This is a genomic window from Halosolutus sp. YCN4 (assembly GCF_059736495.1).
Genome location: NZ_JCASSM010000001.1, coordinates 619,287 through 639,151 on the forward strand (window position 1 = coordinate 619,287; position 19,865 = coordinate 639,151).

Annotated in this window: 21 protein-coding genes; 11 read left to right on the forward strand and 10 right to left on the reverse strand. The window is 61.6% G+C overall.

The genetic code is table 11. The annotated features are described in order from the left end of the window. Positions 1-627: 627 nt before the first annotated feature. The 3 genes from AC6I6X_RS03155 to AC6I6X_RS03165 all read right to left on the reverse strand — a co-directional run bounded on the left by AC6I6X_RS03155 (position 628) and on the right by AC6I6X_RS03165 (position 2,902). On the reverse strand, positions 628-915 hold the full coding sequence (locus AC6I6X_RS03155; protein WP_497929043.1) for a DUF7344 domain-containing protein: 288 nt from the start codon (positions 913-915) through the stop codon (positions 628-630). Further along, positions 915-1,109: a hypothetical protein gene (locus AC6I6X_RS03160; RefSeq protein WP_497929044.1), complete on the reverse strand. Its 195-nt coding sequence runs from the start codon at positions 1,107-1,109 to the stop codon at positions 915-917. Before AC6I6X_RS03160 ends, AC6I6X_RS03155 begins: the two co-directional genes overlap by 1 nt. Positions 1,110-1,456: 347 nt before the next feature. After that, entirely contained in the window at positions 1,457-2,902 is a 1,446-nt protein-coding gene (locus AC6I6X_RS03165) for a Cdc6/Cdc18 family protein (protein ID WP_497929045.1), read from the reverse strand. A gap of 652 nt (positions 2,903-3,554) precedes the next feature. Between AC6I6X_RS03165 and AC6I6X_RS03170 the strand changes: the two genes are divergently transcribed. The 5 genes from AC6I6X_RS03170 (at position 3,555) to AC6I6X_RS03190 (ending at position 7,077) form a co-directional block, all read left to right on the forward strand. Then, positions 3,555-4,529 (forward strand): hypothetical protein, encoded by a 975-nt coding sequence (locus AC6I6X_RS03170; protein ID WP_497929046.1) that lies wholly within the window; start codon positions 3,555-3,557, stop codon positions 4,527-4,529. A 239-nt stretch (positions 4,530-4,768) separates the two neighbouring features. Then, positions 4,769-5,017 (forward strand): hypothetical protein, encoded by a 249-nt coding sequence (locus tag AC6I6X_RS03175; RefSeq protein ID WP_497929047.1) that lies wholly within the window; start codon positions 4,769-4,771, stop codon positions 5,015-5,017. Between the two features lie 16 nt (positions 5,018-5,033). Then, a complete protein-coding gene (locus tag AC6I6X_RS03180; protein ID WP_497929048.1) occupies positions 5,034-5,453 on the forward strand; it encodes a hypothetical protein in 420 nt (139 codons plus the stop codon). Continuing rightward, entirely contained in the window at positions 5,450-5,980 is a 531-nt protein-coding gene (locus AC6I6X_RS03185; RefSeq protein WP_497929049.1) for a hypothetical protein, read from the forward strand. Before AC6I6X_RS03180 ends, AC6I6X_RS03185 begins: the two co-directional genes overlap by 4 nt. Continuing rightward, on the forward strand, positions 5,980-7,077 hold the full coding sequence (locus tag AC6I6X_RS03190) for a tyrosine-type recombinase/integrase (RefSeq protein WP_497929050.1): 1,098 nt from the start codon (positions 5,980-5,982) through the stop codon (positions 7,075-7,077). Before AC6I6X_RS03185 ends, AC6I6X_RS03190 begins: the two co-directional genes overlap by 1 nt. A gap of 92 nt (positions 7,078-7,169) precedes the next feature. Here AC6I6X_RS03190 and AC6I6X_RS03195 read toward each other — a convergent pair whose 3' ends face one another. Both AC6I6X_RS03195 and AC6I6X_RS03200 read right to left on the reverse strand, forming a co-directional pair. Beyond that, on the reverse strand, positions 7,170-7,490 hold the full coding sequence (locus AC6I6X_RS03195; RefSeq protein WP_497929051.1) for a chorismate mutase: 321 nt from the start codon (positions 7,488-7,490) through the stop codon (positions 7,170-7,172). After that, positions 7,487-8,359 (reverse strand): shikimate kinase, encoded by an 873-nt coding sequence (locus AC6I6X_RS03200; RefSeq protein ID WP_497929052.1) that lies wholly within the window; start codon positions 8,357-8,359, stop codon positions 7,487-7,489. The genes AC6I6X_RS03195 and AC6I6X_RS03200 overlap by 4 nt, the downstream gene beginning before the upstream one ends. A gap of 118 nt (positions 8,360-8,477) precedes the next feature. Here AC6I6X_RS03200 and AC6I6X_RS03205 point away from each other — a divergent pair, with 118 nt between their 5' ends. After that, positions 8,478-8,924: a DUF5796 family protein gene (locus tag AC6I6X_RS03205; RefSeq protein ID WP_497929053.1), complete on the forward strand. Its 447-nt coding sequence runs from the start codon at positions 8,478-8,480 to the stop codon at positions 8,922-8,924. A 4-nt stretch (positions 8,925-8,928) separates the two neighbouring features. Continuing rightward, positions 8,929-9,174, forward strand: coding sequence for a DUF7508 domain-containing protein (locus tag AC6I6X_RS03210; RefSeq protein WP_497929054.1), 246 nt, complete (start codon positions 8,929-8,931; stop codon positions 9,172-9,174). Between the two features lies 1 nt (position 9,175). Here AC6I6X_RS03210 and AC6I6X_RS03215 read toward each other — a convergent pair whose 3' ends face one another. Then, on the reverse strand, positions 9,176-9,310 hold the full coding sequence (locus tag AC6I6X_RS03215) for a DUF7128 family protein (protein WP_497929055.1): 135 nt from the start codon (positions 9,308-9,310) through the stop codon (positions 9,176-9,178). A gap of 428 nt (positions 9,311-9,738) precedes the next feature. Between AC6I6X_RS03215 and AC6I6X_RS03220 the strand changes: the two genes are divergently transcribed. Together AC6I6X_RS03220 and AC6I6X_RS03225 are read left to right on the forward strand one after the other, a co-directional pair. After that, positions 9,739-11,943, forward strand: a complete 2,205-nt coding sequence (locus AC6I6X_RS03220; RefSeq protein WP_497929056.1) for an AAA family ATPase — start codon at positions 9,739-9,741, stop codon at positions 11,941-11,943. A 217-nt stretch (positions 11,944-12,160) separates the two neighbouring features. Next, positions 12,161-12,487: a DUF1330 domain-containing protein gene (locus tag AC6I6X_RS03225; RefSeq protein ID WP_497929057.1), complete on the forward strand. Its 327-nt coding sequence runs from the start codon at positions 12,161-12,163 to the stop codon at positions 12,485-12,487. Positions 12,488-13,307: 820 nt separating this feature from the next. Here AC6I6X_RS03225 and AC6I6X_RS03230 read toward each other — a convergent pair. The 3 genes from AC6I6X_RS03230 to AC6I6X_RS03240 form a co-directional block, all read right to left on the reverse strand. Then, the gene (locus AC6I6X_RS03230; RefSeq protein WP_497929058.1) at positions 13,308-14,051 is read right to left on the reverse strand and encodes a protein sorting system archaetidylserine decarboxylase; all 744 of its coding nucleotides are present in this window, start codon (positions 14,049-14,051) and stop codon (positions 13,308-13,310) included. A gap of 279 nt (positions 14,052-14,330) precedes the next feature. Then, complete coding sequence (locus AC6I6X_RS03235; protein WP_497929059.1) at positions 14,331-17,162, reverse strand: DEAD/DEAH box helicase; 2,832 nt, start codon at positions 17,160-17,162, stop codon at positions 14,331-14,333. 88 nt (positions 17,163-17,250) lie between these two features. Then, entirely contained in the window at positions 17,251-17,814 is a 564-nt protein-coding gene (locus tag AC6I6X_RS03240) for a hypothetical protein (protein ID WP_497929060.1), read from the reverse strand. A gap of 516 nt (positions 17,815-18,330) precedes the next feature. On the opposite strand from AC6I6X_RS03240, the gene AC6I6X_RS03245 reads away from it, so the two are divergent. Both AC6I6X_RS03245 and AC6I6X_RS03250 read left to right on the forward strand, forming a co-directional pair. Continuing rightward, entirely contained in the window at positions 18,331-19,224 is an 894-nt protein-coding gene (locus tag AC6I6X_RS03245; protein ID WP_497929641.1) for a PGF-CTERM sorting domain-containing protein, read from the forward strand. Between the two features lie 135 nt (positions 19,225-19,359). Further along, positions 19,360-19,584 (forward strand): DUF8149 family protein, encoded by a 225-nt coding sequence (locus tag AC6I6X_RS03250; protein WP_497929061.1) that lies wholly within the window; start codon positions 19,360-19,362, stop codon positions 19,582-19,584. A 35-nt stretch (positions 19,585-19,619) separates the two neighbouring features. On the opposite strand, the gene AC6I6X_RS03255 is transcribed toward AC6I6X_RS03250, so the two are convergent. Beyond that, on the reverse strand, positions 19,620-19,748 hold the full coding sequence (locus tag AC6I6X_RS03255; protein WP_497929062.1) for a hypothetical protein: 129 nt from the start codon (positions 19,746-19,748) through the stop codon (positions 19,620-19,622). Positions 19,749-19,865 lie beyond the last annotated feature (117 nt).

Consider the following 19,865-nt stretch of genomic DNA (forward strand, 5'->3'; position numbering starts at 1 on the left):
TTGATGCCCGGCTCCTCGATTTCATACCATATTTCATATATTATTCTCCCGATGAAAGTCGGCCCCCGTTTTTTCTGTATAGTACCCATTACCTTGGTTCCATTTCGGCTATCATGCATCGCCGTTGAAGGAATATATTCGCTCTCTCGATGGTCTACAGCGAATATGTTGCTTGAACACCGTTATACGGAAATCGGAAACAAATGTAGCGGGCCGGGTCTCCGACCAAATGGGGGTTAGAGACAAAATGCAGCCAATATATGTTTTGTTTCGGGTGTTACTCTAGCGTCAGAACAACAGAGATTACGAATGTAGCGACGGATCTCCCGAGAAAGACCCTGAAACAGTCGTATCTGGAAGGATAACACCTCGAAAACCTCCTCACTTTGGTAGTGGCGAGAATCGGCTAATGACGAGAAGATACTGATACTAAACTATGCTGTCATATGCGCCACAGAAGGTGGCAACTCTCAGTTGCCATTGACGAAGCACAGTCGCCGACTCACAGTTCGCCGAGGTCACTCTCAGTCGGCGGTGTCCTCTGACTGCTGCTGGACGTGGCGGATGATCTCGATCAACTCTACCACCGCTTCTGTTGGGCGCACGAGGCCGTCGCCAGGGTTCCACTCAACCAACGCCGTGCTTCTCCAGAGCCGGCAGGTGCGACTGGTAGACCTCAACGAATACTGGTTTATAGCCGGCTGCGGACTCGCCGTCCGGCCCGGTGCTGTTCTCCTGGGTGGCGAGTCGGTCGGCCAGTTCGCTACGGTGAACCTCGTCGGCCTCGTGTTCGTCTAGAACGACCAGCAGCTGCCGCCGCCGGCGCGCTGCGAGGATGCGATAGATTTTCTCTGCTGCGAGGGACTGGGCGTGGGGAACGGTGCTGTTGCTTCGAAGAAGGTGTTGTAGGCCCATCAGAGGGCCACGAACGGAGCTGAGACGCCGCCGTTCTCCCCAGTTATATGCTTCTCAGACCGGTTTGCAGCCGTCTTCGGCCTCCATAATCGCCCCTTATCGCTGACAACGTGCTTGAGAGCGTTCTCGTTCTCGTCCATCGCGACGCCACGCTGCTCGAGCAGCTCAACCATGCGGCGAGCGTAGGCGAGCATACCTTCGGCGTCCGTCGGGACACTACCACCGCCAGTCGGAGGCTCACCGACGTCTGTAGTGGCCTCCTCGTCAGCTGTGTGCTGCCGTCCAGCGAAGTGTTGCCGCCGCCGTCGGCGGGCTCTGTGTGACTGACGTCCTGTCCGATGGATTCGAACTTGGTGTCCTCCTGGACGGGGAGTTCAAGTCTGCCATCGAACTCAGAGATGTCGACGTTCGTGAGTCTATAGTGGTCTCCGTCCTTGAGGGAAACGTCGCAGCCACTCGACTCCCAGACCACGAAGTGCAACTCGCCAGTCTCGTCGGCAGCGGTCGCCTTAACACGGCTGCGCAAATGTGGAGAAACAGCTCAAAAACTGCACGTCTCGAGGGTGAGGTCTCTTCGGCTGACTTCGCCTGCATCATTAGCTCGTTTCATGATTGCTTCCACTGTCCTTTGGAGACCGCTTGATTCCCCAGCCATTCCGTTAGAGACGATTTCATCGAATGCTTCGATAAGGAGCGCGGCGTTGACCTCCAGGTCGAACGTGTTTTGATTGCCTGACTTCTGGGTAGGCGTGAGACTGATGAGGTTTTGCTGTTCAAGACCTTTGAGCCGGTCGCTGAACCGGTTATATGACCGTGCAGAATGACCGTGTCTCGTTGCGATGGTTTCGTATGCTTCAAAGAGGTCGGAAGTTGGTACTTTATTCGACGAGTTCGACGGATCGATACTTTTGATGGCAACGGAGAGTAACGCCAGTCGCTCTTGGGTCGTAAGGCCTTTCAGAGAATTTTTCACGTTATCTTTGTCTATCTGGGTGTCGGCTTCACGGACATGCTCAACTGAGACGTTGTCGGCATTTTCATCATCCGCAATTTCACCCGATTTCTCCAAGAGTTTGAGGGCTTGCCGTGCACTGCCGCTGTCTCGAGCGGTGATGGCGGAGCAGAGTGGAATAACGTCATCGTTGAGGATACCGTCTACGAATGCTTCGTCTTTGCGGGCACCCAGGATGGCTTCGAGTTCAGTAGCTTTGTATGGGCTAAATTCGATGAATTCCTCGCAGAGACTGTCTTTGACAGTTGGGGAGAAATTTTTGATGCAGCTTGGGTCGTTAGTGATCCCGATGAGTCCGACGTCGGTGTCCATCGAGAGGTCTCCATTCGTGGTTGCACGCGAGATTTTATAGAGAATCTCGTCTTCACCGAGGCCATCGAGTTCGTCAAGAACGATGATGGTGGAATCCCCGGCGCTTTCGAGTTCGTCGAACATTTCCTCGTATAGTTCGCCTTGACTATAGCCGCCCCTGATTTTGTCGTAGCTGGACGGATTTCGTATTTTCCGGAGGGAGTTCGTGATTTCTCGGGTGGTATCGTAGCTGCTTTTGTCGTTGTGGGAGTCAGAACAGTTGACGTAGACAGTAGTGACGTTGATGCCCTTTTCGGCGCAATCCTCGGTAAGGGTCTCCAGGATGGATTTTGTTAGCGAGGTTTTGCCGGTGCCGTTCTTGCCGCGGAGAACGATGTTTTTGGGCGGTGAGCCTCGGTATACGCTTTTGAGGGCACTGACGAGTTCTTGTTCTTGAGTTTCACGTGCAAGGAATTCGTCTGGTGTGTATGAGTCGTGGCGGAGTACTTGGTCATTGTCGAAGATTCCGTTTGATTCGAATATAGACATGGTCGGGAAGTGTTTTGTTTGCGCCTGCGCATTCCAGTTGGTTGGTTGGTTGCATAAGTGTTTGGGTGAATGTGGGTAGTGTGGTGAGTGCCCCTGTTTGCTTTTATACTCGGGGACACCGTACAGTGAGTGCATCGTAAGAAAACGGGGGGAGGGATGGAGTTGGAGAAATTTTGTTAGTTGGTTGTATTTGAGAAAGATTTATTAGTATATGCATCATAGAACTCCGTAGTAGACCCAAGGGTAAATTGAGAGAGTACTGTGTACTCCGAGATAGACCCGCGCGACCCCCACCCCTCCTCTACTGGTTCCGCACTCACCGTGCGGTGTGCCGGGGGTATATATGAGATACTGAAAAGCAGCCTGCACATACCGCACCAACCGCACTTACCGCGGTGGTGGTAGCGGTACTGTCGCAGTCATTTCTGATGTCTTCTGCTGTGTTGGTGCGGTCTTGTTCCTGTTACTGTAGGTGCGCGCCAGCGTTTCATGAGATCGAGACCGAGAACATCCAGTCGGTGAGACACCCGTACGTTTACTGTGGGCAACTTAGATAATGCACCGATAGAAGTGTATACAGCTGGACACAGTCTGATGTGAACGTCGTATTCTAAACAGTTCTTCCGTCGCGTGAGCAAGGAATCCAGCCGGTCGAGAGAAGATGAAGAGATTCGAGTTGGGACAACTGAGGGCAACTATTATAAGTGTTGCAACTAAAGTTGTTCATAAGCAACGCCTGGAGGAGCAAAGACGGGCGTCACACCCTGGGTGTTGCACCGGAGAGACCATGAGCAACAACCCTCTAACTGCCGCGTCAGAAAACAGCGATATACAGGAGTGGCAATGTCCGTACTGTGACCAGACACGTCAGTCCCTCCAAGATATTCGAGAGCACATCACTGAATCTACTAAAGGGGAGCACCGTGGAATTGATGGGCTAAAACCAACGAGTGACATCATCGCCTACGGTACTGATGGTGAGGAAGTCGAGCGTGTCGAGGGAGTATCGACTGAGCCTGCCGACCCCCTCAGTTCCTACTCAAAACAGGAACTAATCATTAACAGTTGGTTGGCTGCCGACCGCGATCCAGACCGAGACGTTATTGAAGCGATTTCCGGTGCCAGCCAACAGTACGTCACTAGACTGTTGGACGAACTGGAGTCGGGTGAAATCCCGCGAGAAACATGGGTAGAAGCAATTGATTACGGCCTACGTGATGAGCTTGAGGAACGACTTGAAGAGCAAGAAGACGAGGATGGCCAAACCATGAGCACAGAACCACTTACTGCGAAAGACATCATCGAAGAGACGCCGAAAAAAGAGCTGATTATCGCTGCACACCACGTTGTTAGCGATAGTGCAGCAAAGAAGGACATCGCTGAAGCCTTAGATGCAAGCTACGAGTATGTCCGGCAAATTTTTAACGATATTGAAGATCGAGACCCTGAGAACTGGGCGAAGCTTCGTGTGGGAGATCTTGAAGAAGAGTCGTCAGAGAGTGTGAAGAACGCAGTTCGTGAGCGGCTTCGTCAGGCCGGTGTAGCCACAACAGACAGTGGGATGGACGAATTACGGGAAGCGGCTGTGTCGGAATCGCACTCGCCGACTAGCGGGACGGTGCCCGCGTCCGAGATCGAGAACGTCCTCGAGAAGCTCGAACTACTCGAAGAGCAAGCAGAGTACACCGGGCAGGGAGATGCCGAATTCGTAGCGAGGAAGACTATCGAGTGGCTGGACGACCTGCTTGAGCAAGCCGAGTAGCCCAGCTCTCTGAATCAGTTGTGAAGTAGTTGTGATTGTACAATCCTAGTCCATAGTTTTAATATAATTGGTTGTTTTTGGAGAAGTGGAGCAACCAACGAGGTTGCAGAGGCTGCTCGGAAGCGACGGTTACGTCCGTTGTGACGGTTGTTTCCGAATACGCAGTACAACGAGTAACAACCATAGATGACTATCTACCGCTCTCGCCGCCCCCGCGCCCACGGAGGTATCGACTACGAATGAGTACCGACACACCGACCACGCCCACGCACGCACCCGAACAAGACTCCAACGGTCACGATGACGAAGTCCACAGGGAGTCTGACAGAGAGCCTGCAACCATTGCAAGCGACCCGAACGGCGAGCGGCGGGGTGTGGCTATCTACTTGACTGCTGACGATCTTCGCCGGCTCGGCATCGCGCACGATGTCGATGCCGTTGTACCGTCTATTCTCAACGGTGCCGTGCTGATCAAGCCCGCCACGTAACCTTCAAAATCTATCGATGAGTGAACAAGTCGCGACGTACATTCCCGACGAAGAATACGAGGACTGGGTCGAACAGGCCGAGGAGATGGGAATGTCAACAAGCGACTGGATCAAATCCATGGTGCGCGCTGGCCAGAAAAAGTTCAACCGAGACGTGGAGCCCACCGAGTCACGCGACGACCTCCGGAGGCGACGGAACGACCTCCGCAGAGAACTTCAGCGCGCACGCGACCGCATCGAGGAATTAGAAGGGCAAGTTCACAGAAGCGAACGAGAAGAAGTTATTGATTACATCGACGAGAATCCCGGTGCAGAATACGAAGACATCGTACAGCACGTTGTTAACACCGCCAATTCCCGCGTGACGCGGATTTTGGACGACGTGGAGGGTGACAAGATCGAGATTGATGAACAAGGAAGAATGTATACACGATGATTGAAACGAACTACGACTACGACTCCGGATACCACGATGGATCGATTGTTGAACAGGATGCACTCGCGTTTCTGGGTGTTTTCAAAACGATTGAGGACGTGCCAGCACGGTACTACCTCGAAAACCACACATCCGAAGTGACCTCTGAAGGTGCCTGGAATGAGTATGATGCAGAAGAATTGGCGGGTTTGAGCGCGCACACGAGACGGTACGTGTACGGCAAAGCGTACCGTGAATGGCAGAGTTATTGCGACGAACACGACGTGCACCCGGCGCTCGCCGACCCGCAGGACATCGAAGAGCACCTGGCGGAGCAGAGAGACGACCTGGAGAAACTGAAGACAGTGCATGATGCCCGGTTCCGTCCGCTTTTCCGCTGGTATCGGTGGATGCAGTTCCACGCCGATTATCCACACCGGTACAATCCGGTCGTGATGGCTGTGCTGCTGCGTGGTGCGGTGCACGACATTTGGCAAACGCGGTTGTTCGACCGGAAGAACGTTCCACAAACACAGGAGGAGAATTAATGCAAAACCCAGAAGACGCAGTTGCTGAAGAGTTTGGCCTCGAGGGCGACCCGCTTGCGGAACTCAATCCGCAGATGAAGGCTATTGACGTGGATTGGTTTGAGTACTACTACAGCGAGTTTATCGACAACCAGGGCATCAAGGAGAAAACGAAAGGTCACTACCAAGTGTCGTTTCGGGACTGGACGCAGCATATGAGCCAGTACGATCGCCACCCGACACTGCCGACTGAGCGTCAAATTGAAGCGTTCGTTGATGCCTGTCTGCCCCGGATGAAGGGCACGCAAGTGCGGAAGAAGATCAACCATGTGAAGAAGGTGTATGAGTGGATGCAGCAGAATCCGAGGTTCCCACATCCGACGAGCTACAATCCGTTCCTCCGTGTCAAATCGAAGCGCGAGGATGCTCTGGAAAACGAAAGCCCGAACGATCATCCGAAAGTTGAACTTGAAGAGCTGAGTGAATTGGTGAAGAGCATCAAGCACGTCGGGGAGCGCGCAGTTACTGTCTTCCAACTAAAATCTGGGATTCGCTCCTCTGAGCTGGCGAACATTCGGATGGAAGATATCCACATTACAAATCCTGACGTGTTGAGTCACTACGAGGCGATGGGAACGCACGACCAGTTGGATGATGTCGCGAATGCGGTGTACATTCCGCCTGAAGATTCTAGGGATGGGAACAAGCGTGAGCGCCCTACGGTCATTCCCTTGGACGATGAGACGCGTCGCGTGCTTATTGACTGGTTATTGATTCGGCCAGACAACGATACTCCGTGGCTGTTTTTGACGCAGAAGGGGAAGCAGATGAAGAAGTCGAGTCTTGGTCACGTGTGGCGGAAGCACTGGTGGCCCGAGTACGAGTTCGATGCAGAAGAGGAGTTCCGGTCAATTACACCGCACTGGTCACGCCACTGGATGTCTACCTGGTTTCGGGCAAAGGCTGGGATGGCGGAACCGAAGGTACAGTATCTTCGTGGTGACACCATGGGCGGGGAACTTGATCACAGTCGGTCGGCATTCCATCGCTATGTGCACATGTACTATGATGACGTCGAGTCGGAGTATCGAGAAGGCGTGTTCAAGCTCGGTATTTGAACGCGCGATTCTGTTGGGGTTCTGCTTCGCTGACTTATACCCTATTTAAAGGACTTTCTGCAAGAACCACCATCACCGCTCCGTCTTGCGATTTACCGGTTTTGTCTTTGTTCTACCTTGTTCAGTTCGATCAACAGCCGGAAGATCGCTTTTACGAGGTTCGCGTCGACGTCGAACTGTTCGGCGTTCCGTCCGGCACGGTCCATCACCTGCTGTTCCTGCTGTTCGTCCGTCGTCGGGAGATCGCGCTCGTCTTTGACCTGCGCGATCGTATCCGCCACGTAGGTGCGCTGGGCGATCAGTTCGACGATCTCGCGATCGATCGTCTGGATCTCCTCGCGGAGTTCGTCGAGGCTCATTTCCTCAGGGGTGCGATCCGAGTCGCCGGTTCCGTTCGGTTGTGGGTCAGTCATGTCGTTCTCGTTCCGTCGGTTCGAGTGCGAAGTAATCGTGTCGTTCCGTCCCGGTCGTCCCAGCGATCGGCGACGGTCTCGAGCGTCGATCGATCGCCGACTGCGACGTAACTCGGACCGGTCCCCGACAGCGAAACGCCCGCGACGTCGGGGAGGGCGTCGATCATCGGCCCCGTCGAGAACCCGAGCGCCCCACAGAAGGCGAAGCCGTTGACGGTCATCGCCTCGCCGAACCGGCCGTCGAGCGCGAGTTCCGCGACCAGGTCGGCCATCGGGGCGATCCGTTCGCAGGCGGCGACGTCGGCGTCGGCGCTGAACGACTGCTCCGGGGGCGTGTAGACGAGCGCGTGCCAGTCGATCGGCTCGCGAGCGAGCAGTTCGTCGCTCGTGTTGTCGGTGACCGTGACGCCGCCGAGCATGCTCGCGCTGGCGTCGTCGAACGCGCCGGTCACCGTCACGCCGGCCTCGCGGGCCGCCCGGACGCCGAGTTTGCAGGCCGCTACGCGATCGACGTCGTCGGCGACGCCGAGCGCGTCGAGCGTCGCGAGCACGGTCGCGTTGGCCGCGGCGCTGGAACTCTTCAGGCCGGACGCCATCGGCACTTCGCTGTCCGTTCGAACCCGTGCGCCCGTCACGGCGGGGTCGACGCCTGCGGCGTCGGCGTACTCGGCGATCGTCAGCGCGGCACAGCGCTCGATGAGCGTCGCGTCTGCCGCGGGCCGATCGGCGATTTCGCCGGCGACCGCACCGGTGTCGGTGAGGTCGACCGTGGCTGTCGTCTCGAGGTCGATCGCGAACGCAGAACCGGTGCCGGTCGCGAGCGCGTTGAGGACCGTTCCGGCTGCGGGGGCGACGGCGCGGCCGTCCATATCGGAACGACTCAGGGCGCGTATTTACGGCTGACGGTCGCCGCGTATCTGGCCGGTGGCGTCCGGTTGGACGCGCCGAAACGGGTTCCTTTTCCCCGATCCGATCGAACGACGGCGTATGAGCGCGCGCAACAACGTCGCACCCAGTACGATCGGCGTCGACCTCGTCGAGGGCGGCGTCGTCGTCCAGTATCTCGACGGACGGGAGGTCTTCTACCACGGGCCGCCCGAACCCGTCGAGGGGGCGATCACGACGCCACCCGGCAAGGAGGTCCACGTCCTCGTCACCGATCCCGACGGCGTTGAGGGCGTCATGACCTACGTGAACGATCGGAACACCCACGACAACATCCTCGAGTCGACGGGGGTCGGCCGAGTGATGCTCGAACGCGAGGACGAGGAGGAACTGTTCCCGGGTGTCACGGTCGCGACCGAGGCCTATTCGATCCGCGTCGAGGCGGACCTGTCGGCCGTCGACGGGCGAGTCTTCGTCTTCGCCGAGGACGAGATGAGCGAGCACGCGTACGAACTCGTCGCATTGACGGCCGACGGGGACGCGAACTGAACCGATGCCGCTCCAGAAACCGTGGCGCGACCTCGATCGGGAGACCGTCGCGAGCGCGCCCGATCGGCCCGGCGTCTACGAACTCGGCGACGGCAGTGGCTCGGTGCAGTCGATCGGCCACGGGGTGTTGCGCGACGAACTCAAGACGGCGCTGGCCTACGGCGACGGCGAGCGGGTCCGTTGGACCGAAACGCACACCCTCGATCGGGCGCGGGAACTCGCCGCCGACCACCGCGATCGAATCGACTGACTTACTGGATGTACGACGGATCGGACCCGTCGCAGTGGGACTCGTGTTCGGCCGCGTCCGACCGGTCGTCGAACAGCAGGCCACAGGTTTCACACTCGTACCAGGTGGCGTCGTCGCGTTCGGTCTGGACCACCATACGGGCGCGTCCACACGGACACCCAAAGGCGTTTCTCCGGCACCGGCCGCCGGCCGCCCGGAACTCCGTGCGGGCCGGACGTGGCACGATCGGGCCGGCGCGACGGTTGCGACGGTCGTACAGCTACTGTAAAACACGCAAACATTCATTGCCGGCGACGTAGAAAGGAAGAACGCACACTGCAGTGTGACTGCGCGAGGGGCCACGCCACCACCGCCCTTCGCCTCTACGCCGACCCATCCACCGAACGGTGACCACGCTACCCGGATCGTCCAGCGGAAAGGGCTCACACCGATTGACAGGCGACGAGCTACTGCTCGTCGCTTTCGCGTTTCGCGTTCCGCGTTCAGTTCTCGAGCGAGCAGCATACGCTCCGAGCCGGCGGGGCAGGACAATTCTCAAGGCGACAGGGCGGCAATAACGCCCATATGAGTCAGTCGGACTCGGACGGCGTGACGCTCTCGGTCCGTGCGGCCGAGAAACGGGACGCCGGCCGTGGAGTCGCCCGCATCCCGGAACTCGTGCGACGGCAGCTGGGCGTGTTGAGCGGCGATACGATCGTCATCGAGGGGGAGCAACGAACGGTCGCCAAGATGTGGCCGGCGGACTCGTCCGTGCCCGAGAACGTCGTCCAGATCGACGCCGATACGCGCGCGAACGCGGGCGTTCACGTCGGAGACACCGTCACCGTCCGCGCGGCAGAACAGTCGGCTATCCGCGAGGCCGATCGCGTGACGCTGTCACCACCCCCATCGCTTCCCGAGGGCCAGCGGAAGGTCGCGGAACGCGAGGCGTCGAAACACCTCCGGAACCGCCCGGTTCGAGCCGGCGAACAGATCCGCGTCGACGGCGTCGGACAGGGGCCGTTCAGAGTCGTCGACACGACGCCCACCGGCGACGTCCGGATCACGAGTGCGACGACGGTGCGCGTCGTCGGCGTCGACTCGGCGACGGACTCGGCGTCGGGTTCAGCTTCGAGCGACGGCGACTCCGCCGACCAGTCGAGCGGGCGGACGGCGTCGGAGACGAGCGCCGATCGAACGCCTGCGTCGGGACCGACTTACGAGGACATCGGCGGACTGGACGAGGAACTGGAACTCGTCCGGGAGATGATCGAACTCCCGCTGTCGGAGCCGGAACTATTCCAGCGGCTGGGCGTCGAGCCACCCTCGGGCGTCCTGCTGTACGGCCCGCCCGGGACCGGCAAGACGTTGATCGCGCGCGCCGTCGCCAACGAGGTCGACGCCTACTTCGAGACGATCTCGGGGCCGGAGATCATGTCGAAGTACAAGGGCGAGTCCGAAGAACAGCTCCGGGAGACGTTCGAGCGGGCCCACGAGAACGCGCCGTCGATCGTCTTCTTCGACGAAATCGATTCGATCGCGGGGACCCGCGACGACGACGGCGACGCCGAGAACCGGATCGTCGGACAACTGCTGACCCTGATGGACGGGCTCGATCCCCGCGGCGAGGTGATCGTCATCGGCGCGACGAACCGCGTCGACGCGATCGATACCGCGCTCCGCCGGGGCGGCCGGTTCGATCGCGAGATCCAGATCGGCGTCCCCGACGAGGCCGGCCGGAAGGAGATCCTCGAGGTCCACACCCGCGGGATGCCGCTGGCGGAGGACGTCAGCATCGACGGGATCGCGAGGCGGACCCACGGATTCGTCGGTGCGGACCTGGACGCGGTCGCCAGCGAGGCCGCGATGGCCGCGATCCGGTCCCGGCCGACCGACGCGGACGAACGCGAGGCGTGGGACCGCGATCCGACGGTCACGAAAGCGCACTTCGACAGCGCGCTCGCGTCGGTCGAACCCTCCGCGATGCGCGAGTACGTCGCGGAGTCGCCGACGACCGACTTCTCCGACGTCGGCGGACTCGAGGACGCCAAGGCGACCCTCCAGGAGTCGGTCGAGTGGCCGCTGACCTACGATCGACTCTTCGAGGAGACCAACACCGATCCGCCCTCTGGCGTCCTCCTGTACGGCCCGCCCGGGACCGGCAAGACGTTGCTCGCGCGCGCACTCGCCGGCGAGACGGACGTCAACTTCGTTCGCGTCGACGGCCCGGAGATCGTCGATCGGTACGTCGGCGAGAGCGAGAAGGCCATTCGGAAGGTGTTCGAACGCGCCAGACAGGCCGCGCCGTCGATCGTCTTCTTCGACGAGATCGACGCCATCACGGCCGCCCGCGGCGAGGGTCACGAGGTGACCGAGCGCGTCGTCTCGCAGCTGCTGACGGAACTGGACGGGATGCGGGAGAACCCGAACCTCGTCGTGCTGGCCGCGACGAATCGCAAGGACCAGATCGATCCCGCCCTCTTGCGGCCCGGTCGCCTCGACACCCACGTGCTCGTCGGCGAACCCGATCGCGAGGCCCGCGAGAAGATCCTCGAGGTCCACACCCGCGGGAAGCCCCTCGCCGACGACGTCGAACTCGACTGGCTAGCCGCCGAACTCGAGGGCTACACGGGGGCCGACCTCGAGGCGCTCGTCAGGACCGCCTCGATGAACGCGATCCGCGAGGTCGCGACCGCATACGACCCCGAAGCGGCCAACGAGAAGGCCGACGAGGTGGTGATCGAGCGCCGTCACCTCGAGGACGCGCGAGAAGAGACGGGACGCGCGTAGTCTCGCGCGAAGACGGCGTTTTCCCGCCGACGTACTCCCGCATATCCGGCTCTGTTGAAATGCTTCAATCTTGCTAGGAACAGGGTGCTGAATACAGAGCGCAAATCGTTCATCGACTGGTCGTCTCGTGGCACGTCACACTTCTGTTCAACCGTTGCAGATTTTTCATGAGATGACTCTATGCGATTGCGTCACACAGAGTAAACGGGGAAAATCAATGGCCACCAGCTCAGACAGACAGGGATACGTAATCGCTGTTGATAAAGTAACTAACCTAGACCGATTTACGGAAGAATATCTTCCGATCGCCGCAGAGACCATCGATGCACACAATGGCGAGGTCCTCGTGGGTTCGTTTCGTCCGGACGTGATAGAAGGTGAGTGGGACCCCACCGGGACATTCGTCGTGGAATTCCCGTCGATCGAAGCTGCGAACGGATGGTATAACGATGACAGCTATCAAGACGCCGTGCCGGTTCGACACGAGACCTGCAGTTACACAAATTTGATAATCACGCCTGAATTCCGTCCCGAAGACCTCTAATAATCGATTTTCGTCGAAATCATCGATAATAATAACACAATAATACTTCCGTCTCGGAGAGATGGTAGTTATGCAGAGTAGCAGCTATCAGTGATTGATAAGTCAAAAAACGTGACACAGAGATACAAGGTTGGCCTGGTTGTGTCCATTTGCTGAATACCCTCTCTATTCAGCACAGTGGTCCGAATTTATCACTCTCCGAGGATTTCAACAGAGTCGCATGTCCCGCGTTCTACGGAATCTGAGCTACTCTTCCTGCCGGGCCGATCGCTCGAGACGTTCTGTGGCGCAAAAGGGCTCGCGTTGTTCGTTCACCGGCGGGCCCAGAGCGGCGTCCTATCTGCACAGAAACGGCATCGCTGTGGCGCTACAGAACGCCGTCACCGGCACTTCTACAGGCTGAGCAGGGCGAGTTCCTCGGGGTCGTTCGGAAGGTCTTCGATCTTCCGTGATGACGAGACGCCGAAGGCGTCTCGAACCACTTGACCCAGGGGTAAATCCGTCAAAGAATTCGTCAAATTACGTGACATAGCGAAATATAACGACCGCGAGGAATATTGAAGACCTCAATACGAAGCGGTCGTTCGGAGGTTTGGAAGTGCGGTTCTTCTCAAAACCTTCCACTGGCGGTAAGACGGGAGTCGTCGGGTCGTGGTGGAGCGACCGACCCTCACGGACACAACGCGGGTGTTCGGGCGTTAATTCCAACCGACCCCGACAGAAGAAGGTCGAGGGGAAGTAAATTCGCCTGCGGCCGTCCGCCCGTTTCTGGGCGACACGGACAAAACGGTGAAGCCTCGGGGACTGCCCCCGAGGTACTTTACGCGGCTTCGCTCCCTTCGGAACTGTCGTCCGCCCGATCGTCTTCAGCGTCGAGGTCGAGTTCGATGCCCGAAACGGTCGGCGACTCGAGAATTACCGACTCGCCGGCAGTCATCGAGTCGCCGACGTCCACCGCGACGTCCTCGAGTTCCACCGACGGCGGGAACAGCACGTCGACGCGGCTGCCGAACGCGATGTGGCCGATTCGCTGCCCTCGATCGAGTTGCTCCTCGGCCTCGACGTAGGGATGGATGCGCCGGGCGAACGCGCCCGCGATGAGCGTGACCGTTGCGTCGTGCGGCGGGATCGCCCCCGCCGGCGACTCGGACTCCGCTGTAGGTTCGCCGTCGTCGAGCGCGCCGGCCTCGGTCGCCACGCGAACGTGGACCCGCTCGTTCCGATCGGATTCCTTCGAGAACGCCGGCTTGTTCGCGCCCGAGACGTGTTCGACGTCGGCCACGGTTCCGTCGAACGGCGCCCGGACGACGTGGACGTGCCAGACGTTCATGAAGATGCCCAGTCGAACCCGGCCGTCCTCCTCACGGAGGACCGAGACGTTCCCGTCGCAGGGTGCGACGACGCCCGTCGGCGGCGGGGTCCGATCGGGGTCGCGGAAGAACGCGAGCGTGGCGGCACCGATCGCGGCCGTCACGAGACCGGCAGTCGCGCTGATGAACAGCGCGAAGGGTGCGGCGAGCAGAGGGACGCTGGCGTACTTCCAGGCCCCCGGCGCGAAGTTCATGTCCAAAACGACGACGAGGAATCGTATGGCCGTTACGGTGCTCGGATCGGGCCAGCGGGCGCCCCATCACCGATCCGTCACGACGCATCGATACCGATAGCGACAGCGCCGAAGGGGAGTGACGTGACGAAACGGGCCGCGGTGGCCCGAAAGAGGGTGAACGGTACGGAAGAGGTGAATACGTGGAACCGCACGTGATCGTCGGATCGCCGTCCGCGTAAGCGTGCTGGTACAGTGCTCGAACGCGGGAATTCGAGACAGGCTTATTAGGGGATCGGTTCAGTCCCAGAACGACTGGGTCCGCGCGTACTCGCGTTCCTGCGAGAGGATGTCCCGGTAGAAGTCGTCCTCGTTCTCCCGGAGTTTGCTGATGATCCGGGCGGCGTTGTGCGGGCCGACGCCGCGGGCGGCCATCGCGATCACCGCCTGCTTGCCGTGGCTCTGGACCAGGCTCGCGGCCCGGAAGGCGCGCTCGGTCATCCGCTCTTGCTCCTCGTCTTTCTCCTCGGCGCGAACCGCCTGGACCACCTCGTCTGCCCACGGGTTCAGCGACGCGATCCGGGTCGAACCGCACTCGGGACACTCCGGCTGGTCGGCCACGCGCTTGACCTTCGTCCGGGCCTTCCACTCCGTGCAGTGCGTACAGAGCAGGATGACCCGATCGTTCTGCAGGCGCTCCTTGACCGTCTCGATGACGCTCGCGTCGGCGTTCTCCGGCGCGAGCAGTTCCTTGCCCGAGGAACGGCCGCCCGTGCCGATCGGGGTTCGACCGCGCTCGGTGACCAGTTCCAGATCGCCGGACTGGAGCCGCTGGAGCACCCGCCGCGCGCCGTCGACGTCCAGATCCTCGTGGAACACCTCGCGGACGGCCTCCGCGTACATCGGGGTGTCCTCCAGCGCCGCGAGCAGGCGCTCGTTCGACATGCGACCCGACCCCTGCCAGCGTTTGAGCGCGCCGAACTTCACCGAGACCTGGGCGAGGCGAAAGGCGAGCGCGTCCGATCGCTTCAGCCCGAGTTCGACGATCGTCTCGACGTGGTCGGGGTCGGTGTCCTCGAGCACCTCGAGCACGTCGCTCGTGGCGATCGACGTCGGCACCTCGAGTTCGATCCGGTAGGGGTCGATCTCGAGGCCGACGGAACTGCCGGCGCGCTGGCCGAGAAGCGCCGAGAGGACCCGCCCGAGCGTCTCGTTGATCTTGTGGCCGAAGGGGGCGTTCAGGACCACCGATCGGCCCTGTCGCTCGAGGACGAGGCGATCCGCCGTCGGCATCGCGAGGTCGCCATCGACCTGGCGCTCGAGTTGCTCGCAGGCGTCGGTGATCGTGTACTCGTCGGCGGGGTACCGGCCCGAAAGTTCACGCCCGACGGCCGCGGCGTCGGCACCGGCCCGTAACTGCGGTTCCGCGACACCCCGGATCTCGCCGACTTCACCCGCGACCGCGGCCGGGACCGGGATCTCCTGACCGATCCAGGACGGTACCTCGCCGCCGGGATCCTCGATCGGGCTGACCTTCACCGTGGCTTCGTCGTCGTCGATCTCCGCGATCCGCCACATCTCGCCGCGCTGGATGAACACCTCGCCAGGCTGGGCGAAGTTGACGACGAACCGCTCGTCCAAGGTCCCGATCTGGGTGCTCGAGGCGATATCGTGGACCTCGTAGGTCTCCTCGTCGGGGATCATCGAGAGGTTCGCGTAGACGTACTGCCAGGTCCCGCCGGTGGTCTCGAACCGATCGGCGTCCTCGTCGACCCAGACGATCCGGTTGCGGTGCAGTTCCGAGCAGATCTCGCGGATCGTCTCCTCGGGAACGTCCCGGAAGGGATACGCTCGGGTGATCGTCTCCACGGCCTCGCGCACGTGCGTCGCGCCGCGGCTCTGGACGATCGCGGGCAACTGGTTCGCGACGACGTCGAGGCTGCCCTCGTGGATCGACGCGGGTTCGACCTCGCCGGCGCGAGCGCGGCGGGCGATCGCGACCGCCTCGAACGTATCGTCGGGGCGGGTGGTGACGATCGTTCCGCTCGAGACCGCGTCCTGGCGGTGGCCCGCACGGCCGATCCGCTGGAGCAGGCGCGTCACCTGTCGGGGACTCTGGTACTGCACCACGTGATCGACGCGCCCGACGTCGATCCCCAGTTCCATCGAGGACGTACAGAGCAGTCCGTCGAGTTCGCCCGCCTTGAAGCGGTCCTCGACGTCGATCCGGGCCGCCTTGGAAAGCGAGCCGTGGTGGACTCCGATCGGGAGGTCGAGTTCCGTGAACCGGGACCCGAGCGCTTCGGCGGTCTGGCGGGTGTTGACGAAGATCAGGGTCGACTCGTGCTCGGCCACGAGGTCCCGGATCAAGCGGACGTGGCTCGCCGTCGAGGCGTCCGTCACGAGTTTCCCGGACAGGGTCTGGTCCTCCTCGGTGATCTCGGGCCGACGAACCGTGACGTCGACGTTGCTCCCGACGTCGATCTCGCGAATCTCGCACGCACGCCCGCCGGTGAGGAAGTTCGCGACCTCCCGTGGCTCGCCGACGGTCGCCGAGAGGCCGATCCGCTGGAACTCGCCGGCGAGGTCGCGCAGGCGCTCGAGACCGATCGAGAGCTGGGCCCCGCGTTTCGACGCCGCGAGTTCGTGGACCTCGTCGATCACGACGTGGGAGACGTCCTGGAGGGCCTCGCGCAGTCGCTCGCCGGTGAGCATCGCCTGCAGGGTCTCCGGCGTCGTCACGAGGACGTCCGGCGGATCCTCGGCCTGTTTGCCCCGCTGGTACTGGGTCGTGTCGCCGTGGCGGACGTCGACCTCGAGGTCGAGATACTCGCCCCACCACTCGAGGCGTTCCCGCATATCGCGGTTGAGCGCCCGCAGCGGCGTCACGTAAAGCGCGCCGAACCCCTCGGGCGGGCCGTCGCCTGCGACGAGATGGTCGAAGACGGGCAGCATCGCCGTCTCGGTCTTGCCGCTCCCGGTGGGCGCGATCACGAGGGTGTTCTCGCCCGCGGCGAGCGGCGGAATCGCCAGTCGCTGTGGCGCGGTCGGCGTCGAAAACCCGCGTTCGGAGAGCGCCCCGCGAACCGTCGATCCGAGGTGCGTGAAGGCCGCGGCGTCCCCGTCGGTCATCGACGGCTCTAGGATCGAACGGCGGATAAGGGCCACGTTCCCGGCACGATCGCTCGGGATCGTCGAGGGCTCTCGCTCGCTGTTACGATCACGCGTCGTTCGATTCGTCGGTTTCCCCGTCCTCGGGGCCGTCGACCAGTTCGTCGGTAATCTCCTCGTCGACGGTCATCTCCCCCGGTTCCGCGGGCTCTTCCCCCACGTCGGACGCGGATCGGCCCTCGATTTCCTCGCTCGATCGCTCGTCCTCGGTCAGGTCGACGGCCGTCCCGTCGTCGTCGACGACCGCGTCTTCGGACGCGTCGGAATCCTCCGCCCGTGTGTCGTCCGATTCCGCACCCGATTCGTCCGCTTGCGAATCGTCCGGTTCCGACGGCACATCGTCGGGGCCGTCGCCGGTGGCGGGAACGTCGATCTGGATCGGTTCGCCGTCCGCCAGTTCGACGTCGTCAGGAACAGTTTCCTCGACGCGATCGGAGATCGCATCGGGGAGCGGGCGGCCGTTTTCGCGGGATTCGAGGTACCGGAGCACGACGTACGCGACGCCAGCGAGACCGGCGACCACTGCGGCGTCCCGAAGGTGCCGCCGGATCGAGGGTGCTGTCGACTCCCGGTTCGACGACGGCCGCTCATCACCACCTGTCAGAAGGGGCATTGCCGATGGTACGGTCGGCCGGGGGAAGTCGGTTCGGCGTGTGAAAGCAAGCCCTACCTCGATCTTCGCGGAGTGGTCAGCGGGTGGACACCGGTCTCGGCGCCGTTTTGCGTTCGACGGCGAAGCCGCACGAGTCCGCGGTCCCTACCGAGACATAGAGTGCCACTAAAGTGCCGTATTCGGCAGTTAGATGGTTTTTACGGTCCGGTACGCCGCTCATAGTATATATCGGTGCTCACGGACGTTCGGCCAGATGACCAGTCCACACGCACGACAGTCATCGTCACCGAACGATCGGACGGCGGTGACGCGAATCGAATCGCTCGCGGACGCAGACACGAGACGGTTACCCCCGATCTCGGCCGAATCGACTACCCGACTCGACGATCGGCGAGCGCCGCCCCGTGATGCCACGGGCGGGGAGGCGTAACCGTGGTGTGTTCGCCGCGTTTCGGGCCGACCGCCGGGCGCGCTCTCGCCGCTCTCGGCGCGGTTCTGCTCGGTGCGATCGTCGTCATGGGCGTCGTCTCGGGAACCGCGATCGTCGGTGCCGAGACGACCGCGACGATGCAGGAGAACGTCACCGAGGAGGAGTACGTCGAACCCGCACCCGAGGAGGGTGACGAATACTTCGAGGCAGTCGCGAACGACGACACCTGGATCAGCTACGTCAACCCCCGCGACGAGTACCGGGACCCCTACCTCGGAGACGGCTCCGGGAAAATCTGCGTGACGTTGCTCAACGAGGCCGGCGAGCCGATCGCCGGCGAGACCGTCCCGAACACGACCGTGACGATTCCGACAGGCGAGGAACTCGAGTGGCACCCCCACGCCGATCCGATGACCGTCGAGTACCCGGTGACCGACGGCTACGAGCAGCCGCTCGACGCCGACCAGTTCGGGACCAGCGACCTCCCGCAGGGCGACGGCTACATGGACACCCACTGCATCGAGATGCACGGCCAGCCCGAAAACGCCACGATCGAGTACGGCGAGGCCCAGATCGAGGGCGACCACGCCGACGACATCGAGGTCGTCGGCTACATCCAGCAGCAACCGGCCGGCGATGGCTGGGACAGCGACATCGATCCGATCGAGGCCGCCGAGCCCTACGAGGAAGTCGGCGGCGAGTGGACCTACCAGAGCGAAGACACCCACGGCCAGGTCGTGGTCGTCCTCCAGCTCGATCGCGATCCGTCCGAGTTCGATCCGGCCGACGGCAGTGACGATTCGGACGGCGAGAACGACGAGAACGGGTCGACGGACGACGCCGATGAAAACGGAACCGACGACGCGGACGTCGAGACCGACGGCTCCGATGACGTCGGTAGCGACGGGCTCCCCGGCTTCGGCGCGGTCGTCGCGATCGTCGCCCTGGCGGTCGCGGGACTCCTCGCGATGCGGCGGTGACGGCGCGACGCGTCGATGAAGACCCGCCGTTCGTCCCGGTGTGCGATCGCTGAAGCCGGCTCGACCTCCACGGGCGACCGGCACCGATCGCCCGAACCAGTGAGAATTTGAGGATCGACGCGAGAGGGTCGACCGATGACCCCGCCAGCCGACTCCGACGACAGCGAGCCAGCAGTGCCCATCCACTGTCCCGAGTGTGAGACGACGTCCCGCGTCCCGCTCGCGACGGTCGCCGACGCGGTCGATCGCCACAACGAGCAGCTCCACGACGGGGACGAGGTCGCGCGTGTCGATCCCGACGTCGCGGATCGGATCGCCGATCTGGCCGCCGAGGATCTCGGCCTTCTCGACGGGGCGTAGTCCGGGCGATCGCTGTCGCTGACGGTACCCCCGGGTTACCGTTTCAGGAACGCGATCAGCCGACCGACCAGCGATCGATCCGCCTCGTCGGCGGAAACGCGCGTGATGCGACCCTCCTCGTCCGGTTTCTCGTCCATCCGCACGTCCGGTCGTTTCGGATCCATACCCGCCGTCTTCCGCACGTCGGGGAACGAGCGTTACCCCCGCGATCGCACCCGATCGGGCGACGGCGCCTCCTCACCGAACGGGATCGTGGCCAGCCCGTTCGATTCGTCGAAGCC

Excerpts from the sequence above, each read along its gene's own strand:
- AC6I6X_RS03155 (WP_497929043.1), bottom strand. The coding sequence starts at position 915 with ATGGGCCTACAACACCTTCTTCGAAGCAACAGCACCGTTCCCCACGCC.
- AC6I6X_RS03160 (WP_497929044.1), bottom strand. The coding sequence starts at position 1,109 with ATGCTCGCCTACGCTCGCCGCATGGTTGAGCTGCTCGAGCAGCGTGGC.
- AC6I6X_RS03165 (WP_497929045.1), bottom strand. The coding sequence starts at position 2,902 with ATGCACTCACTGTACGGTGTCCCCGAGTATAAAAGCAAACAGGGGCAC.
- AC6I6X_RS03170 (WP_497929046.1), top strand. The coding sequence starts at position 3,555 with ATGAGCAACAACCCTCTAACTGCCGCGTCAGAAAACAGCGATATACAG.
- AC6I6X_RS03175 (WP_497929047.1), top strand. The coding sequence starts at position 4,769 with ATGAGTACCGACACACCGACCACGCCCACGCACGCACCCGAACAAGAC.
- AC6I6X_RS03180 (WP_497929048.1), top strand. The coding sequence starts at position 5,034 with ATGAGTGAACAAGTCGCGACGTACATTCCCGACGAAGAATACGAGGAC.
- AC6I6X_RS03185 (WP_497929049.1), top strand. The coding sequence starts at position 5,450 with ATGATTGAAACGAACTACGACTACGACTCCGGATACCACGATGGATCG.
- AC6I6X_RS03190 (WP_497929050.1), top strand. The coding sequence starts at position 5,980 with ATGCAAAACCCAGAAGACGCAGTTGCTGAAGAGTTTGGCCTCGAGGGC.
- AC6I6X_RS03195 (WP_497929051.1), bottom strand. The coding sequence starts at position 7,490 with ATGACTGACCCACAACCGAACGGAACCGGCGACTCGGATCGCACCCCT.
- AC6I6X_RS03200 (WP_497929052.1), bottom strand. The coding sequence starts at position 8,359 with ATGGACGGCCGCGCCGTCGCCCCCGCAGCCGGAACGGTCCTCAACGCG.
- AC6I6X_RS03205 (WP_497929053.1), top strand. The coding sequence starts at position 8,478 with ATGAGCGCGCGCAACAACGTCGCACCCAGTACGATCGGCGTCGACCTC.
- AC6I6X_RS03210 (WP_497929054.1), top strand. The coding sequence starts at position 8,929 with ATGCCGCTCCAGAAACCGTGGCGCGACCTCGATCGGGAGACCGTCGCG.
- AC6I6X_RS03215 (WP_497929055.1), bottom strand. The coding sequence starts at position 9,310 with ATGGTGGTCCAGACCGAACGCGACGACGCCACCTGGTACGAGTGTGAA.
- AC6I6X_RS03220 (WP_497929056.1), top strand. The coding sequence starts at position 9,739 with ATGAGTCAGTCGGACTCGGACGGCGTGACGCTCTCGGTCCGTGCGGCC.
- AC6I6X_RS03225 (WP_497929057.1), top strand. The coding sequence starts at position 12,161 with ATGGCCACCAGCTCAGACAGACAGGGATACGTAATCGCTGTTGATAAA.
- AC6I6X_RS03230 (WP_497929058.1), bottom strand. The coding sequence starts at position 14,051 with ATGAACTTCGCGCCGGGGGCCTGGAAGTACGCCAGCGTCCCTCTGCTC.
- AC6I6X_RS03235 (WP_497929059.1), bottom strand. The coding sequence starts at position 17,162 with ATGACCGACGGGGACGCCGCGGCCTTCACGCACCTCGGATCGACGGTT.
- AC6I6X_RS03240 (WP_497929060.1), bottom strand. The coding sequence starts at position 17,814 with ATGCCCCTTCTGACAGGTGGTGATGAGCGGCCGTCGTCGAACCGGGAG.
- AC6I6X_RS03245 (WP_497929641.1), top strand. The coding sequence starts at position 18,331 with ATGGGCGTCGTCTCGGGAACCGCGATCGTCGGTGCCGAGACGACCGCG.
- AC6I6X_RS03250 (WP_497929061.1), top strand. The coding sequence starts at position 19,360 with ATGACCCCGCCAGCCGACTCCGACGACAGCGAGCCAGCAGTGCCCATC.
- AC6I6X_RS03255 (WP_497929062.1), bottom strand. The coding sequence starts at position 19,748 with ATGGATCCGAAACGACCGGACGTGCGGATGGACGAGAAACCGGACGAG.